This window comes from Chryseobacterium sp. WX (genome assembly GCF_029542485.1).
Lineage (GTDB): Bacteria > Bacteroidota > Bacteroidia > Flavobacteriales > Weeksellaceae > Chryseobacterium > Chryseobacterium cucumeris.
In genome coordinates this window covers 4,600,225-4,615,765 of the sequence record NZ_CP120710.1, presented here as the reverse complement: position 1 = coordinate 4,615,765, position 15,541 = coordinate 4,600,225, and the positions used below count along the sequence as shown (strand labels likewise).

Genomic DNA, 15,541 nt, shown 5'->3' with positions numbered 1-15,541 from the left:
GTTAATTTTTAATGATTAGTCCCTTTTTCACCACTATTCATATGTACAGTCTTAGCACTTTGTATAAGAATATCATCTTCTGAACTTATAGCAGTCATTTTTTTTGCAAAAATATCAGACGTTGAAGACTGTCTTGTATAATCATTATCCACCATCTCTGTCCGGTTATCAGATATTTCCATTCTATTACCCGTAGCAGTTTCTATAATATCATTACCAGCAGATATTGTAATATTATTTCCAACGTTTGTACTTTGGTTATTTCCCACCGTCGTAGTCATATTCTCTCCTACATTAATATTCATATTCTTACAGTTCAGGGTCATGGTTTCAGGTGCCGTGATATTAATATTACTTCCGGTTGTATCCAGATGGATTTCATTTCCGCTTTTATCTGTAATAATAATGCTTTCGTCTTCTGTAAAAACGATTCTGTGGCCGCTTCGCGTTTGTATAGATTTTACACGATTGTCTGCACCTCCACCAAGGCCTATTCCGCCATGAAACATTCCTCCCATCACAAATGGTCTGTCAGGATGACTATGTACGAAATTAACCATCACCTGATCGCCTACCTCGGGAATAGCTACATAACCACGATTTTGAGTGATCTGATCGGTTCCTCCTGCATCGGGGCTCATTACTCTTACAAAGTGAGTGTTATCATTCATCTGCCAGTCGAATCTTACCTGAACTCTTCCCTGCCCTTCCGGATCGGTATTGGAAATTACCGTGGCAATTTGTGGCTGGGCAGCCGGTACCTTAAATTCCGGTTTGGGCAGAAAACCCGTGTCTGCGGCAATGGATTCGAAAGTTCCCGTATAATGTCCGATCGTATCAATTTCATGAATGGCTTCAGTCACCATCACCTTCGTAAAATAAGATGTTTCACTGCTGTCCGGTTTTCTCATATGAATATCAGCAATACATCCGGGATGCAAAAAAGGAACGGTTGTAGATCCGGAAACCGAAAATACATTAACCGCTTCACTTCCTGACGCACTTCTTTGAGAATGCTCCACATCCAGATGCGTTGTTGCTTTGATAGGCGCAACCTGCAGTGCCGGAGTTTTATAGATTTTATCGTTATGAGTATATGCTGTGCGGGCCAAATCACCTAAATGATCAACCGGAGTTTCCCCTGAGGTCAGTTTTTCATTTTTACTGCTGTTATAGCCATAATATTGAGGTTTTGTATGAACCGCTTTAAGCTCTACTTTAATATTATCTGCATTGCTTCCGTATAAAAGTTTTATAGGTTTATTCTGCGGAGGGAGCTTTCCAAAATGCAATACTTCACCATCATAATAAAATTGTTCTCCATAAGCTTCTGCCATTCTCGACAGATAATTATAATGGGTTTCGTTATACTGGCTGCTATAAATGATCTGGGAATAATCATTGGTCTCGACTCTTATATCAAACCGTTCTTTATCTATTCCCTGTTGTATTACTTCTTTGGCTATGATTCCCATATTAACAGGCTGGCTGCCGCCAAAGCTCTGAATATGCGGAGCACCGTCCAGCAGGATCGTTGGGCTGTATCCGGAAAGTACAATATTTCCCAGACTCATTTTTTCCTGACTGAATCCTACTTTGGTAATAACCCCGACAAAATTCCTTTCCGGACTCTCCTCAATATCTTTGTAGGAAATAACAGCTGTAAGACGTTTTCCCAGAAATTTGTTGGCTTCTTCAAGGGTATGGCTCTGCCTGTCTCCCAAAGCATCGTGAGCAAGAATAAGATTGAATTCGTGGTGGTGACCCGCTTTTTGTTTAAGAGTGAAATGTTTATAGTACTTAATAATTTTACCTTCTACAACCAGTGATAATTTAACCAGCCGGTTGATCCCTGCGTGATGATTCGCGGATATCCCGTCTGCATTCTGAGATGGGCGGAAAGAAGATCCTTTGGTCTTTGATTCGGTTTTCATATGCTTTGTGTTTGTGTTTGGTATTAAAGATAACAAAATTTATGTAACAGACACTATATAAATATGTTATAAAATAAAATTCTCAGGTATAGTTTTTTTATTCAGGCAAAAAAAGACCGTCTTAAATAGGGACAGTCTTTCTTCTTATGAATGTTGATAATGTGTGTCAGTATTTAGCTGGATGGCCATAGCCCAGCATATTGAGAAGTACCATAATCTATTGTTTCAGCACTGATTACGAAGCTGATCAGCATACTGTTGCTGTCGATAGCATCGAAATCTACCTGATGCTGGATTACATATCCATTCTGCCATTTCAGTGTAATCAATGTTCCTTCTTCGTGAGATTTGTTAAAAGTAATCTCTCCTACAGTCGGCTTATATTTACCGTTCAGCAAGCTTTCAAGGATATCTGATTTTTCAGTAGCTTCTACTGTAACCTTGATTAATGCGTTGGAAGGATCTGATGCTACACGTCCTGAAACATCTGTAGATCTGGAAACGCTGTAATTCATTTTTAACAGCTTCTGCCCTTCTCCATTATTGAATTTTAAGATTCCTCTTGAATTTCTTTCTGCCATGATTAGTAAATTTAATCGTTAGTAATATTTTGTGATGTGGTGATTGTGTTAGCAAATATAGAGGCTCTTTTCCGCTAAAAAAAACTTTTCCCTATAAATCTGAGATTTTGTAGTAGTTCTACGATTTAATGTCGTAATTCTACGACAATGGATTTACACACCACACGATAACATCCATTAATACAGTGTTTTAAATTATCTCTCCATTTTTAGATAAAAAATAATTTTACACATGAAGGAGAAATAATGAGGTTTAAGATTCAAAGTTTAAGGTTTAAAGTCCGAGGTTTCAGGTTTATGTAAATCAATTTTTTGGTCAATCTGTCTTTATGCGACAAAAAAAGCAGAAGTATATACTCCTGCTTTTAATATCATAAAATGAATTTTTTAATGTTTTGTGTATTCCGGTTGTTCTGTTGGAATTCTTGATGGAGTAAAGTACTCATTAAGCCAGTAGAAAGTCTGTCCGTTCTGCTGAATTTTTACAGCCGGATTGTTTCTGTTGGCAAGCATTCTGTCCGCTAAGTTTTTATAATGCTGGAAATAATTCTTTACCGTTTCACTAGGAACAACTTTTGATTTTTTCCAACCTTTCAGCTTATATTTAGCCATCAGTTCTTCTTCAGAAAGATCAAATCCTGTACTCATTCCGATAGCGTAAGACATTGGCAGCTCATAAAGTGCTCCTTTATCTAAGAATTTTATTGTAGGATTATATTTCTTCAACAGCTTTACATATTCTTTCACCGCTCTTGCCTGATTAAAGTCTGCACGGTCCGCCTGAGTGTTTCTGTAAACTTCAGTGTAGAATGCTTTTAAGTTATCATATTCGGATTCAGAAATAAGGATTCCCTTTTCTATTGCCGGAGTATAATCTTTCAGATCTTTTGGAATATATCCTTTCACAAGGAATGGACTTCCGTAGTTGATCAGCTGTGCAGCAATTCCGGCAGAAACAGGATTAGTAAGCCCTGGATACAGATATTTATATTTCAGATCTACATCTGTTCTTCCTGCGCCTACCGATGAATGAAAATATTCATTCAGAGATTTATCAACAGTCTGATTGTCTAAAGTAACCTGCGCAATAAGGCTGTCAACAGATTTTTTCAGGAATCCCGGAGTGGTAATATCTCCTTTTTTAGGGAAAATAACGAATCCCTGAGACATACTCTGCTTAGGATAAGCTAAAGAGAAAAATCCTTCATCACCTTCCACAAGGTTGAAATTGTTTTTGGTAAGTACATCATATTGGTTGATGATCTTCTGCTTTTTAAGTTCAGCAATATTTTTAGCTGTATTGGTTACCACATTTTCTGCCATCAATACAAAATCATTATAAGTATCAGATGATCTTGCACTGGTCTGGAACATGATTAACCTTGCCTGAGCCTGCGTCAATGAGCTGATTACACTGTACATATTTCCGCTCTGGTTAGCAGAAGTACCTACAGTCACTACAATATTGGTTTCATCAGGAACATTTGAAAGAAGATTTCCAGCTGCAGTAAGAGCTTCTCCTACCGGCTGATAACCATTGTTGCTTGCGCAGTTCATTTCATTTGTTTTCTGATCGATAAACGAAGAAATCTTGCTGTAATCTGTACTTAAATTGGATACAGAAATATTCTCCCCACAAGGATTATTTTTATATAAAACCACTCCATATTTAACATTACTAAAATAAGATGGTTTTTCAAATCTAAGCTGCAGGTCCTGTAATAATGATTTTACAATAGGTGCATAAGGTGCATTGGCTGCACTTACATCTAGCGCGAAAACAATATTGATATTTTTATCTCTTTCCGTGATTTCTCTGTAACGGTCAAAATAGATGGGTTCTCCCAATACATTGGATACAAAGTTTTTGCTGTAATCTAAAATATTGGTGAAATATTTTGTCTTTGAATCAGGAGTTGGTGTTTCTTCTAAAGGGAGATTTACCGGGAAGATATTTTCAAGAGGAGTTCTCTTGTTTACATCAGTAAGAAGAACTGCGGTTTTGTTGTCAGCATCAGAAGCTGATCCACCTGGATGCCCTTCATGAATTCCCAGTGTTGTATCATTAATTCCTGTTGTATTTTTTAGTTTGATTGCAGAACGTTCTCCCCAGCTGGAAATTACATTTGAGCTTACCCATCCGTAAAGTCCTTTGTTGATACTGTCCATATCAACAGATGGTTTTTTACCTACCAGGAAACGTTTGTTATTTTCAGCCATCTTGTATACGTAAACAATTTGTCCGTTAGGAATTTTCACGTTGGCTGTTTCAATAAGGCTTGGTGAATTAAACACCATAATAGAGTCGTTTTTGTAGTATCTTTCAGCATTTCTGATGACTTCGCTGTTATTAGGGACTACTGCGACTCTTACAGGATAACCTGTTTTTTCGCTTTTTAAGGCATTATTCCAAAGAAGGAGGTCAGATTCCTGAATCCAGCCGTATGTTTTGACTGATTTTGGGGAAACTTTTTTCATTAAAGCATCCGGAACATATTCCGCTACTTTTACCATTCCGTCTCTATGTTTTAAAACCATTAAAGGTTCAAGGAATTTCACTTCTTTGTAAGACTTCTCATCATCTTTATCCAAATAAGCTGTATTTCTGGATCTGTCTGAAATAACAATCCATGGCACTGACTTTTTTGGATATCCGTTAACGACAGGTGAAGCATCCACCTGCCCATATTGTGAAGGCTCCGGGGTTTTCTTTGACGGCAGTTTTACCTGGCAACTCGTCAATAATACTGATAACCCTATATAATATGCTGCTAGAGGAAATTTATTTTTCATCCTATTTAATCTTTTTATGATTGGCACATCCGTAAGACCGGACGAAATTATTTGCTTTGATTAATATCTACTTTAGTTACACAGTTCTGCGTATCATCCAGGTTTACTTTTACCGTCTGGATTACCGTATTTTTGTCAAACTGAAGGCCTGCACAATACATGTAGAAGTTATTCACTTTGCTGTCATTTACTTTTACCACTGTATTTTCATTGTTACACAGATAAGTTTTCAGCAGGTAATTGTAGTGCATATTGAAACTGTTTCCGTTGGCAATCTGCTGCAGGTGATATTTAAAATCATTGTCTACTTTGGCATAAGAGTCTTCTACTGAAACTTCATCTTCTGCAAGAGCATCATAAGCCGGAAGAATTTTGATACGGTGATAGATAGGATCCTGGCTTTGTTCTGTGTAAAGAGTCACCAGATACTCTCCAGGTTTTTTATAGGAATAGATGGTAAATTTATCCTTCGCATCTGTATTTCCAGACTCACCGAATTTCCATGCAAACTGTTTTGCATCAGAAACAGCGCGGAAAGTCACATTTTCATTTTGCATCGCCTGACTCACGGCTTCAATAGTCGTTTTTGTCGTTGCAGTATCTTTAGGTTTCTGAACGCTTCTTGCGCCTACCATTACAGGGAAAGATTTCGTGTACTTGTTGTCAACGATCAAGCTCACCTGATAGTACCCTGGTTTATTATAGAAGTGAATACCACTATTTTTATCTGAAGTTGTTCCATCTCCGAAATTCCATCTTTTGGTTTTCGCAAACTGGGTTTTATCTTCGAATAAAAGTGTGTCTCCTACCGCCAATGAAGACGGATAAACCACCCCAACAATATCATCGGCTGAGTGTATTACCTTTTTCTGCAGCCACAGAGCAACCAATGCTGCGATCAGCAAAGTTGCAATAACACCGATAATAATGTTTTTCTTGTTCTTTTGAAAATAATTCATAGTTAGTAATTGTGATGTGTTTTATTTAAAGTTCCTAGTATTTATTGCTTACTGCATTCTTGCTTTCAGATCCTGCTCGCGCTGATAGAGCTTATTCTGCTTATCTTTAAATCCGATTCTGCATTCATCTACCTGTTTCTGGAAAATTTTAATGTCTTCAGAGGTGGTTGAAATGACTTTTTTGTCATCAAAATACATTTTATAAAATTTTGCGATCTGTGGATAAGCATCTTTGCGGATATCCACAACGTCAGTACTATTGAAATAGCTGTTAAGGTCGTTAACACCCAGCTGGATATTGTTTTCGATGAAAGGCTGTGGCCCGTCGTCCGTAAGTTTGGTAATCATGGTATACGTACTGTCCATGATAGGAAGAACAACTTTCTGGTGTTGTTCAAATTCGGCTTTCTGCTCAAGATTCTGAATTCCTCTTATATCTTCATCAGAAAAAGGAGATACAAATCCTTTTAAAAAGATCACTCCCAAAAATAACATTGCAGTTACCAGCATCAGTATTAAATAAAAAAACTGATAATGCCTTTCTTTCTTAGATAATGTGATTTGTCCTTGCATATCTTTTCTTTTTATCTTCTTCTTTTACTTCCTGTGAAATTTCTTGTAGGGTCTTTTCTCAGTTCATTATTGGTTACTTTGATCTTCCCCATACATTCATCAAGATCTCTTAAAACTGTTTTCTTCTGATACTCCACTTCAATGATCTTGGCTTTTAAAGTCATCATCGGTACAATTTGTTTCATCAGCACAGCATAATGTTTAAAGCTCTGCACACTGTCTTTACCCATAATGTTTTTAGCATCTCTCACATTATCCATAATACTGGTTCTGAGAAACACTTCATTCTCCACCTTATTAATGCTAAGCTGGTTCATTTTGTCGTAAATATCATCAATGTGATCTTTAAGCACGTCACTTCGAAGCATCAGTTCTTTATAAGCTTCAGCTTCACGGCTAATCCCTTCGCGCTGTATGTCATAACTCTTAAAGAAGAGAAATAAGCACGTAAAAGATACAACCGACAAAACAACAAATGACAGAATAAACTTCCAAATGCCCGTTCTGACGTCAGATTTGTTTAATTTTTTTTCCCTGTTAGAAGACATAATTTGCGATTTGTTTGGCCTGTGAAAATATAAAAAAAAAATTTTATGCACAATACGTAATTTCCCCAACCCTGTTTCGTGAAAACCCTGATTAAATTAATATTAATTTTCACTTTGATAAGTTTTTCATAAATTAGACCTCTGAATTTTAAATATCATTCGCCAAATCGATATTAAGAATGAGTAAAATATTATCTAATACCGTACGTTTTTCCATTGCAGACAGTGATTTTTATTTTAAAAAAATAATGATCAAAACTCTTATGGAAAATCCTTTCTATATGCTTCTGAATGATTGTAACAATGGGCATGAACTGGTAAACAGAATCTACAGAAGACAGGAAGATGTGTTCATTATTGAACTCTTCATGCCGGTATTAAGTGGAATTGAAGCTATTAAGTATATCAGAAAAAACAATACTGAAACCCCTATTATTACGTATTCCGGCACTTATCAGGAAGATATGGCGGAAATCCTTTCGAAGATTCCCAATATCTATTACTGTCAGAAAAAAAGCACCATTATAAAGGATATTATTAAAGGAAGTATTGCGTCTGACGACTTCGACTATCAGGCTTATTCCAAAGAATGGGAACAGCAACCTCTTGCTGTACAGGAATACATGGACAGGCAGAAAAAAGGACAGGAAGAGCTGTCACCGGCGGAAATACAGCTTATGAGATTCTGTTATGAAGGATTCAGTAATAAAGAAATTGCAGAAAAACTGAATCTGAGTACCAGGACTATAGACACTTATATCAACAGGCTAACAGAAAAGCTGGGCTTAAAGACCAAACTTCATCTGATACGTTTCTGTGTAGAAAACGGATATTATAATTCCAGTTTATAAAAAATTTTGATTTCACTAAAAAAATCAATTCCTCGTGATGTATGAGGACAGAGAAGAGGATTTCAAAATATTATAATCAATATTAAAAAGTACTGTAAAGCCTGCTATAACCAGCATTTATTAAATTTTGTTCACCAAATTTCTGTACCTTTATCCGGCTGTATTATTTTATTGTTAAATAATCTTCACCACACCTTAATATAGTGTATACACAAAAAGTCCAACTCTTTGAATAAAAATATTTTGCCACTAATTTGCTAGTATTCAATTTTTTTAACTAAATTTGCACACCTAAAATTTAAAATTAAAATAAGGAAATGACAAAGGCAGAATTGGTAAACACCATCTCAAATAAGTTGGGAACAGAAAAGAATGAAACACAGAAAGTTGTAGAAGCTTTTATGCAGGAGATCAGAACTTCTATGTATAATGGGGATAACGTTTATCTAAGAGGTTTTGGATCTTTTATCATTAAAACAAGAGCTGCTAAAACAGGAAGAAATATTTCTAAAAACACTGCAATTGAGATTCCTGCTCATAACATTCCTGCTTTCAAACCTTCAAAATCTTTTGTTGAGAAAGTAAAAACTAAAGTTGCAGTAAAATAAGAACATTAACTGAATATTAACTAGTTACTAAAAAATTAAAATTATGCCAAGCGGAAAGAAAAGAAAAAGACACAAGGTTGCGACTCACAAAAGAAAGAAAAGAAGAAGAGCAAACAGACATAAGAAAAAATAATCTCTTTTTCTCGAGATTTACAATATAATAATATAGTTGGTGGATTTAAATTTTTAAAGTTCACTAACTATATTTTTGTTTGCAACTATAAGATTCCGCGGAAAACGGAGGGTTTCAAATATTATTTTAATAAACATATAATGATTTTCATTCAAAATCCTTATATTTAATAGATGAATTAATCGATAAAAAACATCCACTTCCTATAATCTTAACAATTTTATCTTATTAAAAAATGAAGAAAGAACTAATAGTTTCGCATGAAGATGATCTTACAAAGATTGCGCTGCTGGAAGACGGAAGACTATGTGAACTTCATGAGCAAGAAGACAAAAGCGATTTTATAGTTGGAGATCTGTTTATAGGAAAAGTAAAAAAACTGGCACCCAATCTGAATGCAGCATTCGTCAATATCGGATATGACAAAGATGCATTTCTGCATTACCAGGATCTGGGACCTCAGTATCTTACGTACAGAAAGTTTTTAAAAGATACTATTTCTAAAAAACAAAGCACTTCGAGCTTAAAAAATTTCGAGATACAACCCGAAATAGACAAAAACGGAACGGTAGACAAAGTAATTGCCAAGGACGATCTTGTTCTGTTACAAATTACCAAAGAACCTATTTCTACCAAAGGTCCAAGAATTTCTACCCAGATTTCATTAACAGGGCGTTTCCTGGTTTTAATTCCTTTTGACAATAAAGTTTCTATTTCCAAAAAGATCAGAAGTTCTGAGGAAAAAGAAAGACTGAGAACCCTTATCGACAGCATTAAGCCTGAAGGATTCGGAGTAATCATCAGAACGGTAGCAGAAGGAAAAAAAGTAGCAGACCTGCATAATGACATGAACCAGCTGGTTCAGAAGTGGGAAAGCACTTTCAAAAACATCCAGAGAAATAAAGTTCCGTCTAAAGTTTTAAGCGAAGAAGACAAAGCTTCAGCTATTCTAAGAGACAATTTTAATCAGGATTTCGTGAATATCATCTGCGACGATGAGCAAATGGTCAACGAAATGAAAAATTACATTGAAGTAATTGCCCCTGAAAAGAAAAACATTGTCCAGTTTTATGATTCTCATATTCCACTTCTGGAATATTACAATGTTGAAAAACAGCTTAAACAGAGCTTCGGAAAACACGTCAACATTCCGAGTTCCAAAGGAGCTTATCTTGTTATTGAACACACAGAAGCACTTCACGTAGTAGACGTCAACTCCGGAAACAATATTACTACCGGAACTGCTGTCAACAAAGAGCATGCACTGAAAGTGAACAAAATGGCTGCTACAGAAATCGCAAGACAACTTCGCCTCCGCGATATGGGAGGTATCATCGTTATCGATTTCATAGATATGCCGAATTCTGATCACAGAAGAGATCTTTACGAGCATCTGAAAGAGGAAATGAAGCGCGACAAAGCACGCCACAAAATCCTTCCTCCAAGTAAATTTGGTCTGATCCAGATTACCAGACAAAGAAACCGTCCGGAAAAACAGATCGACACCAAAGAAGAAAACCCGAACAAAGACGGAGAAATTGTAGCTCCTATTGTTATCGTGGAAAGAATGGGTGAAACCTTAAGAAATATCCTGCAGAAAGAAAAAGGAAAAATCTACCTGCACGTACACCCATTTGTGGAAGCCTACCTTACAAAAGGCATTAAAAGTATCCAGATGAAATGGTTTATCAAATACAAAAAGTGGGTAACCATTGTTCCAAGGGATTCTTTTAAATATTTAGAATACAAAATCTACAATGCCAAAAAAGAAGAATTGATAGAATTCTCTAATTAAAAAATTTAAAACCTTCAGTTGTACTGGAGGTTTTTTCGTTTTTATAATGTATTACAATTAATAATTTAAGTTTTGCCTCAAGACAATGGACGATTAGATTATTACACTAGGCGGGCTAAAGCCCACCCTATTGATATTGATATCCAGATGTATAATAGTTGTTTAACAACAATATCTTTTATCTTTTATCTTTTATCTTTTATCTTTTATCTTTTATCTTTTATCTTTTATCTTTTATCTTTTATCTTTTATCTTTTATCTTTTATCTTTTATCTATGAAAAACCACCATTACAAAATTACCGTCCAATGGACAGGAAATAAGGGAACAGGAACCAGCGGCTATAGAGACTACGAAAGAAATCACACCATTTCAGCAGAAAACAAAGTTGTGATTGAAGGTTCATCAGATCCTGCATTCCGTGGTGACAGAACAAAACATAATCCGGAAGACATGCTGTTATCTTCACTTTCCTCCTGTCATATGCTATGGTATCTTCATTTTTGTTCTGAAGCCGGCATTATCGTTACAAATTATACTGATGAAGCGACAGGTACCATGGTAGAAACAGCCAGTGGAAGCGGTCATTTTACAGAAGTAACTCTACACCCAACAGTAACAGTTGCTGAAGAATCTATGATTAAAAAAGCAGAACAACTTCATCATAAGGCCAGCGAATTCTGCTTCATTGCCAACTCCGTTAACTTTCCGGTAAAGCATATCCCTACCACGTTAGTTAAATAGTACCACATTTCAAAATAACGTTTAAAAACAACGATGAATAATAGATTTCAACAATAATAACTCCAAAAAACTCCACAAAAAGAGAATTATTTAGCGAAAAATCAATAAAAATAATATTTTACCATCAATAAAAACATAATAATTTGAAATTATTTGTCAATTTTGTTTAAAATATGAAGTTTTTTTCCTATTTTTATATAAACAAAATAAACCATGATGAAACCAAGATTGACTATTTTTGATGAACCGATGCTCTATACAGAAGGATTATCAAGACTACTTACTCAAAGCAAAATTTTCAGTACAATTGATATTTGCAATTCTCTAGAAAACCTCTCAAAACATTTAAAAGAAGAACCTCCGGAAATGCTTGTGATGAGTTCCAACATGCTTATGCTTTCAGAAATATGCAAGCTTGTGGAGACTATTATTGCAAAGCATAAAAATACCAAGATTACTATCATTGGAAGTTCATATGATGTGATTGACATCCGAAAACTCTTCAATAAAGGTATTAAAGCTTATCTGGATAAAAATTGTTCCTATGACGAATTTCTTAAATCCATCAATGTTTTACTTCTTAATGAGATCTATATCTGTGATCAGGCAAAGGAAAGAATGATCAATTTTATTAGTAATGAACAGGGAAAACCCAACCCTCACATCAAAGAACCTCTCACCCGCCGCGAAATGGAAATTCTCAAACTGATCTGTGACGGATGCAGCAGTAAAGATATATCAGAAAAATTATTTATCAGTATCAATACGGTAGAAACACACAGAAAAAGAATTCTTTTGAAACTCAATGCGAAAAACTCAGTCGGAATTGTAAAATATGCGATCGAGAATCATATCATCGACTGAAAGACTTCCATGAATCACTCAAAAATTCCAGGCTTTAAAAAGTCTGGAATTTTTTTTACTTCTGATTTTAATTAGTTCTTCAGTGAAATTTTTATTGTTACCTATACTCAAAGTCTGTAGAATAAAAAGTGAGGCAGAGAAACTAGAGACAAAACATGAAAAACATATTTAATTAATTCTAAAAAATTGATCTCTAATGGTACAGATATGATCTCATACCTCACTTTAAAACTAAAACCTTGGACATTAAATATTGTATCTTATTCATAATCCGGCATTTCTCCATTACTGAACAGTGTTGCCCTTGTCATATCGGTCAGCGTACTACTAAGGTCAATGACCATTATATTCCTTTGAGAAATATTGTCGTTGGAGGTATTCATGAATATAATCTGAGCATTATTTGGTGAGAACCTAGGATCGAGGTCATTCGTTCCCAGTACTTTTTCGCTTTCTGCAGAAATATCACTCACAGCATCTGTAACAAGGTTATAGATAAAGATATGTGAATCCAGCTGACGGTAATTTCCACTTCCATCCAAATATCCGGACATATCACGGGTAAAGAGAAGAAGCTGTCCGTCTACAGAGAAGTTCAAGCCTCCGCTGGCACCTGCAGTACCTGACAATACCGTTTTAAGAACAGCGTCATTTATATCTATTACATAAATTTTAGTATTGTATCCGTTATAATCATTGGTTTTCAATGCTATTTTACTACCATCATAGCTCCAGTCACATTCGGAGATCAGGCTTCCATCCGGAGTTGTATAGACTAAGCTCAAGCCACTTCCATCTTTATTAATTCTGTACAACTTATTAAAATTGGAGTAAATAAGCTCCTTACCGTTGGTACTCCATGCAAAGTCCATTTCATAGTTATTAAAGCCTGCAACAGCAACCGTTGTTACTTTAAAAGGATTGGAGCCATCCGGATTGGCAGTATAAAGATGGGTACTTCCTCCTTCCGTACGAAGGAATGCAATGAGACCTGCATTATTGTTTTTACGCGGTCGCCAACTGTTGTAGGAAGAACTGGTAAACTGGAAGTTATTTCCCTGATCATCACTGGAAATAATCACAAAGTTTCCATTTTGTTTCTGAACGTAATGATACCTGTTGGCCGGAACTGTATTGGTAGTAAATTTACTGATAGAGCTTAAAACTGGCTGGTGAATGCCGTCCGAAACAGACACCTGCCAGAAGTAACTTACACCAAACTTCAGATTTGAAAGCGTATAGTGGTTTGCTGTCAAATCATTAACCTGAATCACATTAGTGTCAAGATTATTTTTAATAGTCAGACTGTATCTTAATACATCTGCTGTATCGGGATCTGTTGCGCTCCAGGTTAATTCGACGCTCAAAGGTTGATTTACTGCGTTATCTATCGGACTTAGCAACTGTGGTGTAGCGGGAGGAGAATTCAATGAAGTATCATCATCCATCTCAAAAACTACCGTTACCACCTGATTTTGATTTTGTATATTGACTGACTGAAAGCTTGTGATATATCCTGAAAGTTCTGCTTTTACAGAATAATTCCCTATCGGCATGGCAGCGATTTCAAATGAACCGTCTGTACCACTGAAAACCGTTTGTGTCGTAGGATTTGTAAATATCTTCACATTAGAAAGCGGCACATTGCTACCCCTTTTCACGACTTTTCCTTTTAACATTCCTGTTTGCGCCTGTTCTACAAGGTCTTCATTGCATGAAAACAGACAAAAAGCAAAGATGAATATGCTGAATATTTTAATTATAGTTTTCATAGTTCGTGTTTTTATTTGTTTCCGAAGTAAAAGTTGATTCCTATTCCCAAGCGCAAAGCCTGATCTTTTCTTTTCCCATTAACAAGGCCTTCCCAGTCGTCTTTGAAGCCAAGATCATATTGGGCTGAGGCTCTCAGCGAAAAATTCTTGCTGATCATATATTCCAGCCCGCCACCAAACTGTGCTTTATATTGAGGTTTATATTTTGAATACAACGCTCCTGCTCCACCATACACAAATGGACTGAATCTGTATTTCGGAAAAAGGATGTATTCCAGATTCACTTCAGGACCATAGTAGTTTCTTTTCACAATATTTGAATTTTCAAGCGTAAAGTAGCTTGCGCTCAGTTCCATATTCAGATAAGGAGTAAGGAAATATTTAAGCCCTATTTTTCCACCAACATTCATTTTAGGACCTACATAGTCATCTTTAACTTTCTGTCCTTCAACGTTGGCAAATATGGATAATTTCTGTCTGTAATCCTGCGGATATCTGCCTCCAACAACTCTGTCATTATTTTGCTCCTGCTCTCTGTTATATTCATTAATTAAGCTTTGATATCCTCCATTCTCATCTATTGCCTTCCCCCATATTTTATCTCTAATTCCTTCAACAATCAGGGCTTTTACTGCTTTTTCTATTGCTTCTGTAACAGCGAGCTGAACAGGTTCGTTTTGAGTCAAACCTACCTCAGCTTCCAGTAATCTTTCAGTATCAATATATCTGAAAAAACTTCCGTTAACACTGGTTGAAAGAATGGTTTTAGAAGTATAAACCGTTTTAAGAATTTCTCCGTTAAGTGTAGAGACAGCGCGGAGATAGATGGTAATTCTGTCCTGGCGGTACTGTGTGGAAGCTCCGATTCCGAAATACCTTGCTCCAAGTCCTCCGGTCAGAATATTGCTGTCGTATGAGATAACGCCGCCTTCAAGAAGAATTCCGGCGTATAAAAGAGGTGGAAGTGATTGATTGTTTTTGTCTGCATCCTTGATGTATTCCTGTCTGGTGGAACGGATGATCTGTCTTTCATTGAGAAGATTAGCGATGTTTTCCCTTTCAATAGGGACAAACCATCGGCTGTCTTCTAATGCTTTGATAAGAATGGTTGTAGTTCCCTGAGGGACTGCCGTACTCCAGTTGTTTCCATTTTCGGAAGGTTTATACTGGCCGGTCTGGTCTCTGAATTTGTAGACTCCTATTACAATTTTCTCTTTGGGAAGCGGAAGATTTTTTAATTCTGCGGTGGAAGATGTAACCTCTCCCATTGTTGGTTTTTCGGGATCCGAAGGTAAACCAAATATTGAACTACAGGCCTGCAGAATGCATAGCAGGAAGGTGCAGAAAAAGATTCTGGTATAAGTGTAGGTTGTCATGGTAAGTTTAT

Annotated in this window: 13 protein-coding genes; 5 read left to right on the top strand and 8 right to left on the bottom strand. The window is 36.1% G+C overall.

Annotated features, from left to right (window positions below; all coding sequences use genetic code 11):
• Nucleotides 1-8: 8 nt before the first annotated feature.
• From PZ898_RS21240 to tssO, 6 genes are all read right to left on the bottom strand, one after another.
• A complete protein-coding gene (locus tag PZ898_RS21240; protein WP_277694181.1) occupies nt 9-1,934 on the bottom strand; it encodes a phage baseplate assembly protein V in 1,926 nt (641 codons plus the stop codon).
• A gap of 173 nt (nt 1,935-2,107) precedes the next feature.
• Nucleotides 2,108-2,515 carry a type VI secretion system tube protein TssD gene (gene tssD, locus PZ898_RS21235; protein ID WP_062675339.1) on the bottom strand — a complete coding sequence of 136 codons (408 nt, stop codon included), beginning with the start codon at nt 2,513-2,515 and terminating at the stop codon, nt 2,108-2,110.
• 387 nt (nt 2,516-2,902) lie between these two features.
• Entirely contained in the window at nt 2,903-5,308 is a 2,406-nt protein-coding gene (gene tssR / locus PZ898_RS21230) for a type VI secretion system protein TssR domain-containing protein (protein ID WP_062675340.1), read from the bottom strand.
• Nucleotides 5,309-5,355: 47 nt separating this feature from the next.
• On the bottom strand, nt 5,356-6,267 hold the full coding sequence (locus tag PZ898_RS21225; protein WP_062675341.1) for a PKD domain-containing protein: 912 nt from the start codon (nt 6,265-6,267) through the stop codon (nt 5,356-5,358).
• 48 nt (nt 6,268-6,315) lie between these two features.
• Complete coding sequence (locus PZ898_RS21220) at nt 6,316-6,840, bottom strand: type VI secretion system transmembrane protein TssO (RefSeq protein WP_123278826.1); 525 nt, start codon at nt 6,838-6,840, stop codon at nt 6,316-6,318.
• Nucleotides 6,841-6,851: 11 nt separating this feature from the next.
• The gene (tssO, locus tag PZ898_RS21215; RefSeq protein WP_034697151.1) at nt 6,852-7,388 is read right to left on the bottom strand and encodes a type VI secretion system TssO; all 537 of its coding nucleotides are present in this window, start codon (nt 7,386-7,388) and stop codon (nt 6,852-6,854) included.
• A gap of 179 nt (nt 7,389-7,567) precedes the next feature.
• Here tssO and PZ898_RS21210 point away from each other — a divergent pair, with 179 nt between their 5' ends.
• The 5 genes from PZ898_RS21210 to PZ898_RS21190 all read left to right on the top strand — a co-directional run bounded on the left by PZ898_RS21210 (nt 7,568) and on the right by PZ898_RS21190 (nt 12,382).
• Nucleotides 7,568-8,239, top strand: coding sequence for a response regulator transcription factor (locus PZ898_RS21210; RefSeq protein WP_120233558.1), 672 nt, complete (start codon nt 7,568-7,570; stop codon nt 8,237-8,239).
• 317 nt (nt 8,240-8,556) lie between these two features.
• Nucleotides 8,557-8,847, top strand: coding sequence for an HU family DNA-binding protein (locus tag PZ898_RS21205; protein ID WP_002984212.1), 291 nt, complete (start codon nt 8,557-8,559; stop codon nt 8,845-8,847).
• A 368-nt stretch (nt 8,848-9,215) separates the two neighbouring features.
• Entirely contained in the window at nt 9,216-10,775 is a 1,560-nt protein-coding gene (locus PZ898_RS21200) for a ribonuclease E/G (protein ID WP_062675344.1), read from the top strand.
• Nucleotides 10,776-11,050: 275 nt separating this feature from the next.
• Nucleotides 11,051-11,518: an OsmC family protein gene (locus PZ898_RS21195; RefSeq protein ID WP_082798822.1), complete on the top strand. Its 468-nt coding sequence runs from the start codon at nt 11,051-11,053 to the stop codon at nt 11,516-11,518.
• Between the two features lie 213 nt (nt 11,519-11,731).
• The gene (locus tag PZ898_RS21190; RefSeq protein WP_228432376.1) at nt 11,732-12,382 is read left to right on the top strand and encodes a response regulator transcription factor; all 651 of its coding nucleotides are present in this window, start codon (nt 11,732-11,734) and stop codon (nt 12,380-12,382) included.
• A gap of 260 nt (nt 12,383-12,642) precedes the next feature.
• Here the strand turns inward: PZ898_RS21190 and PZ898_RS21185 are convergent, their stop codons facing one another.
• Complete coding sequence (locus PZ898_RS21185; protein WP_277694180.1) at nt 12,643-14,154, bottom strand: carboxypeptidase-like regulatory domain-containing protein; 1,512 nt, start codon at nt 14,152-14,154, stop codon at nt 12,643-12,645.
• A gap of 11 nt (nt 14,155-14,165) precedes the next feature.
• Complete coding sequence (locus PZ898_RS21180; protein WP_277694179.1) at nt 14,166-15,530, bottom strand: CsgG/HfaB family protein; 1,365 nt, start codon at nt 15,528-15,530, stop codon at nt 14,166-14,168.
• Between the last annotated feature and the right edge of the window lie 11 nt (nt 15,531-15,541).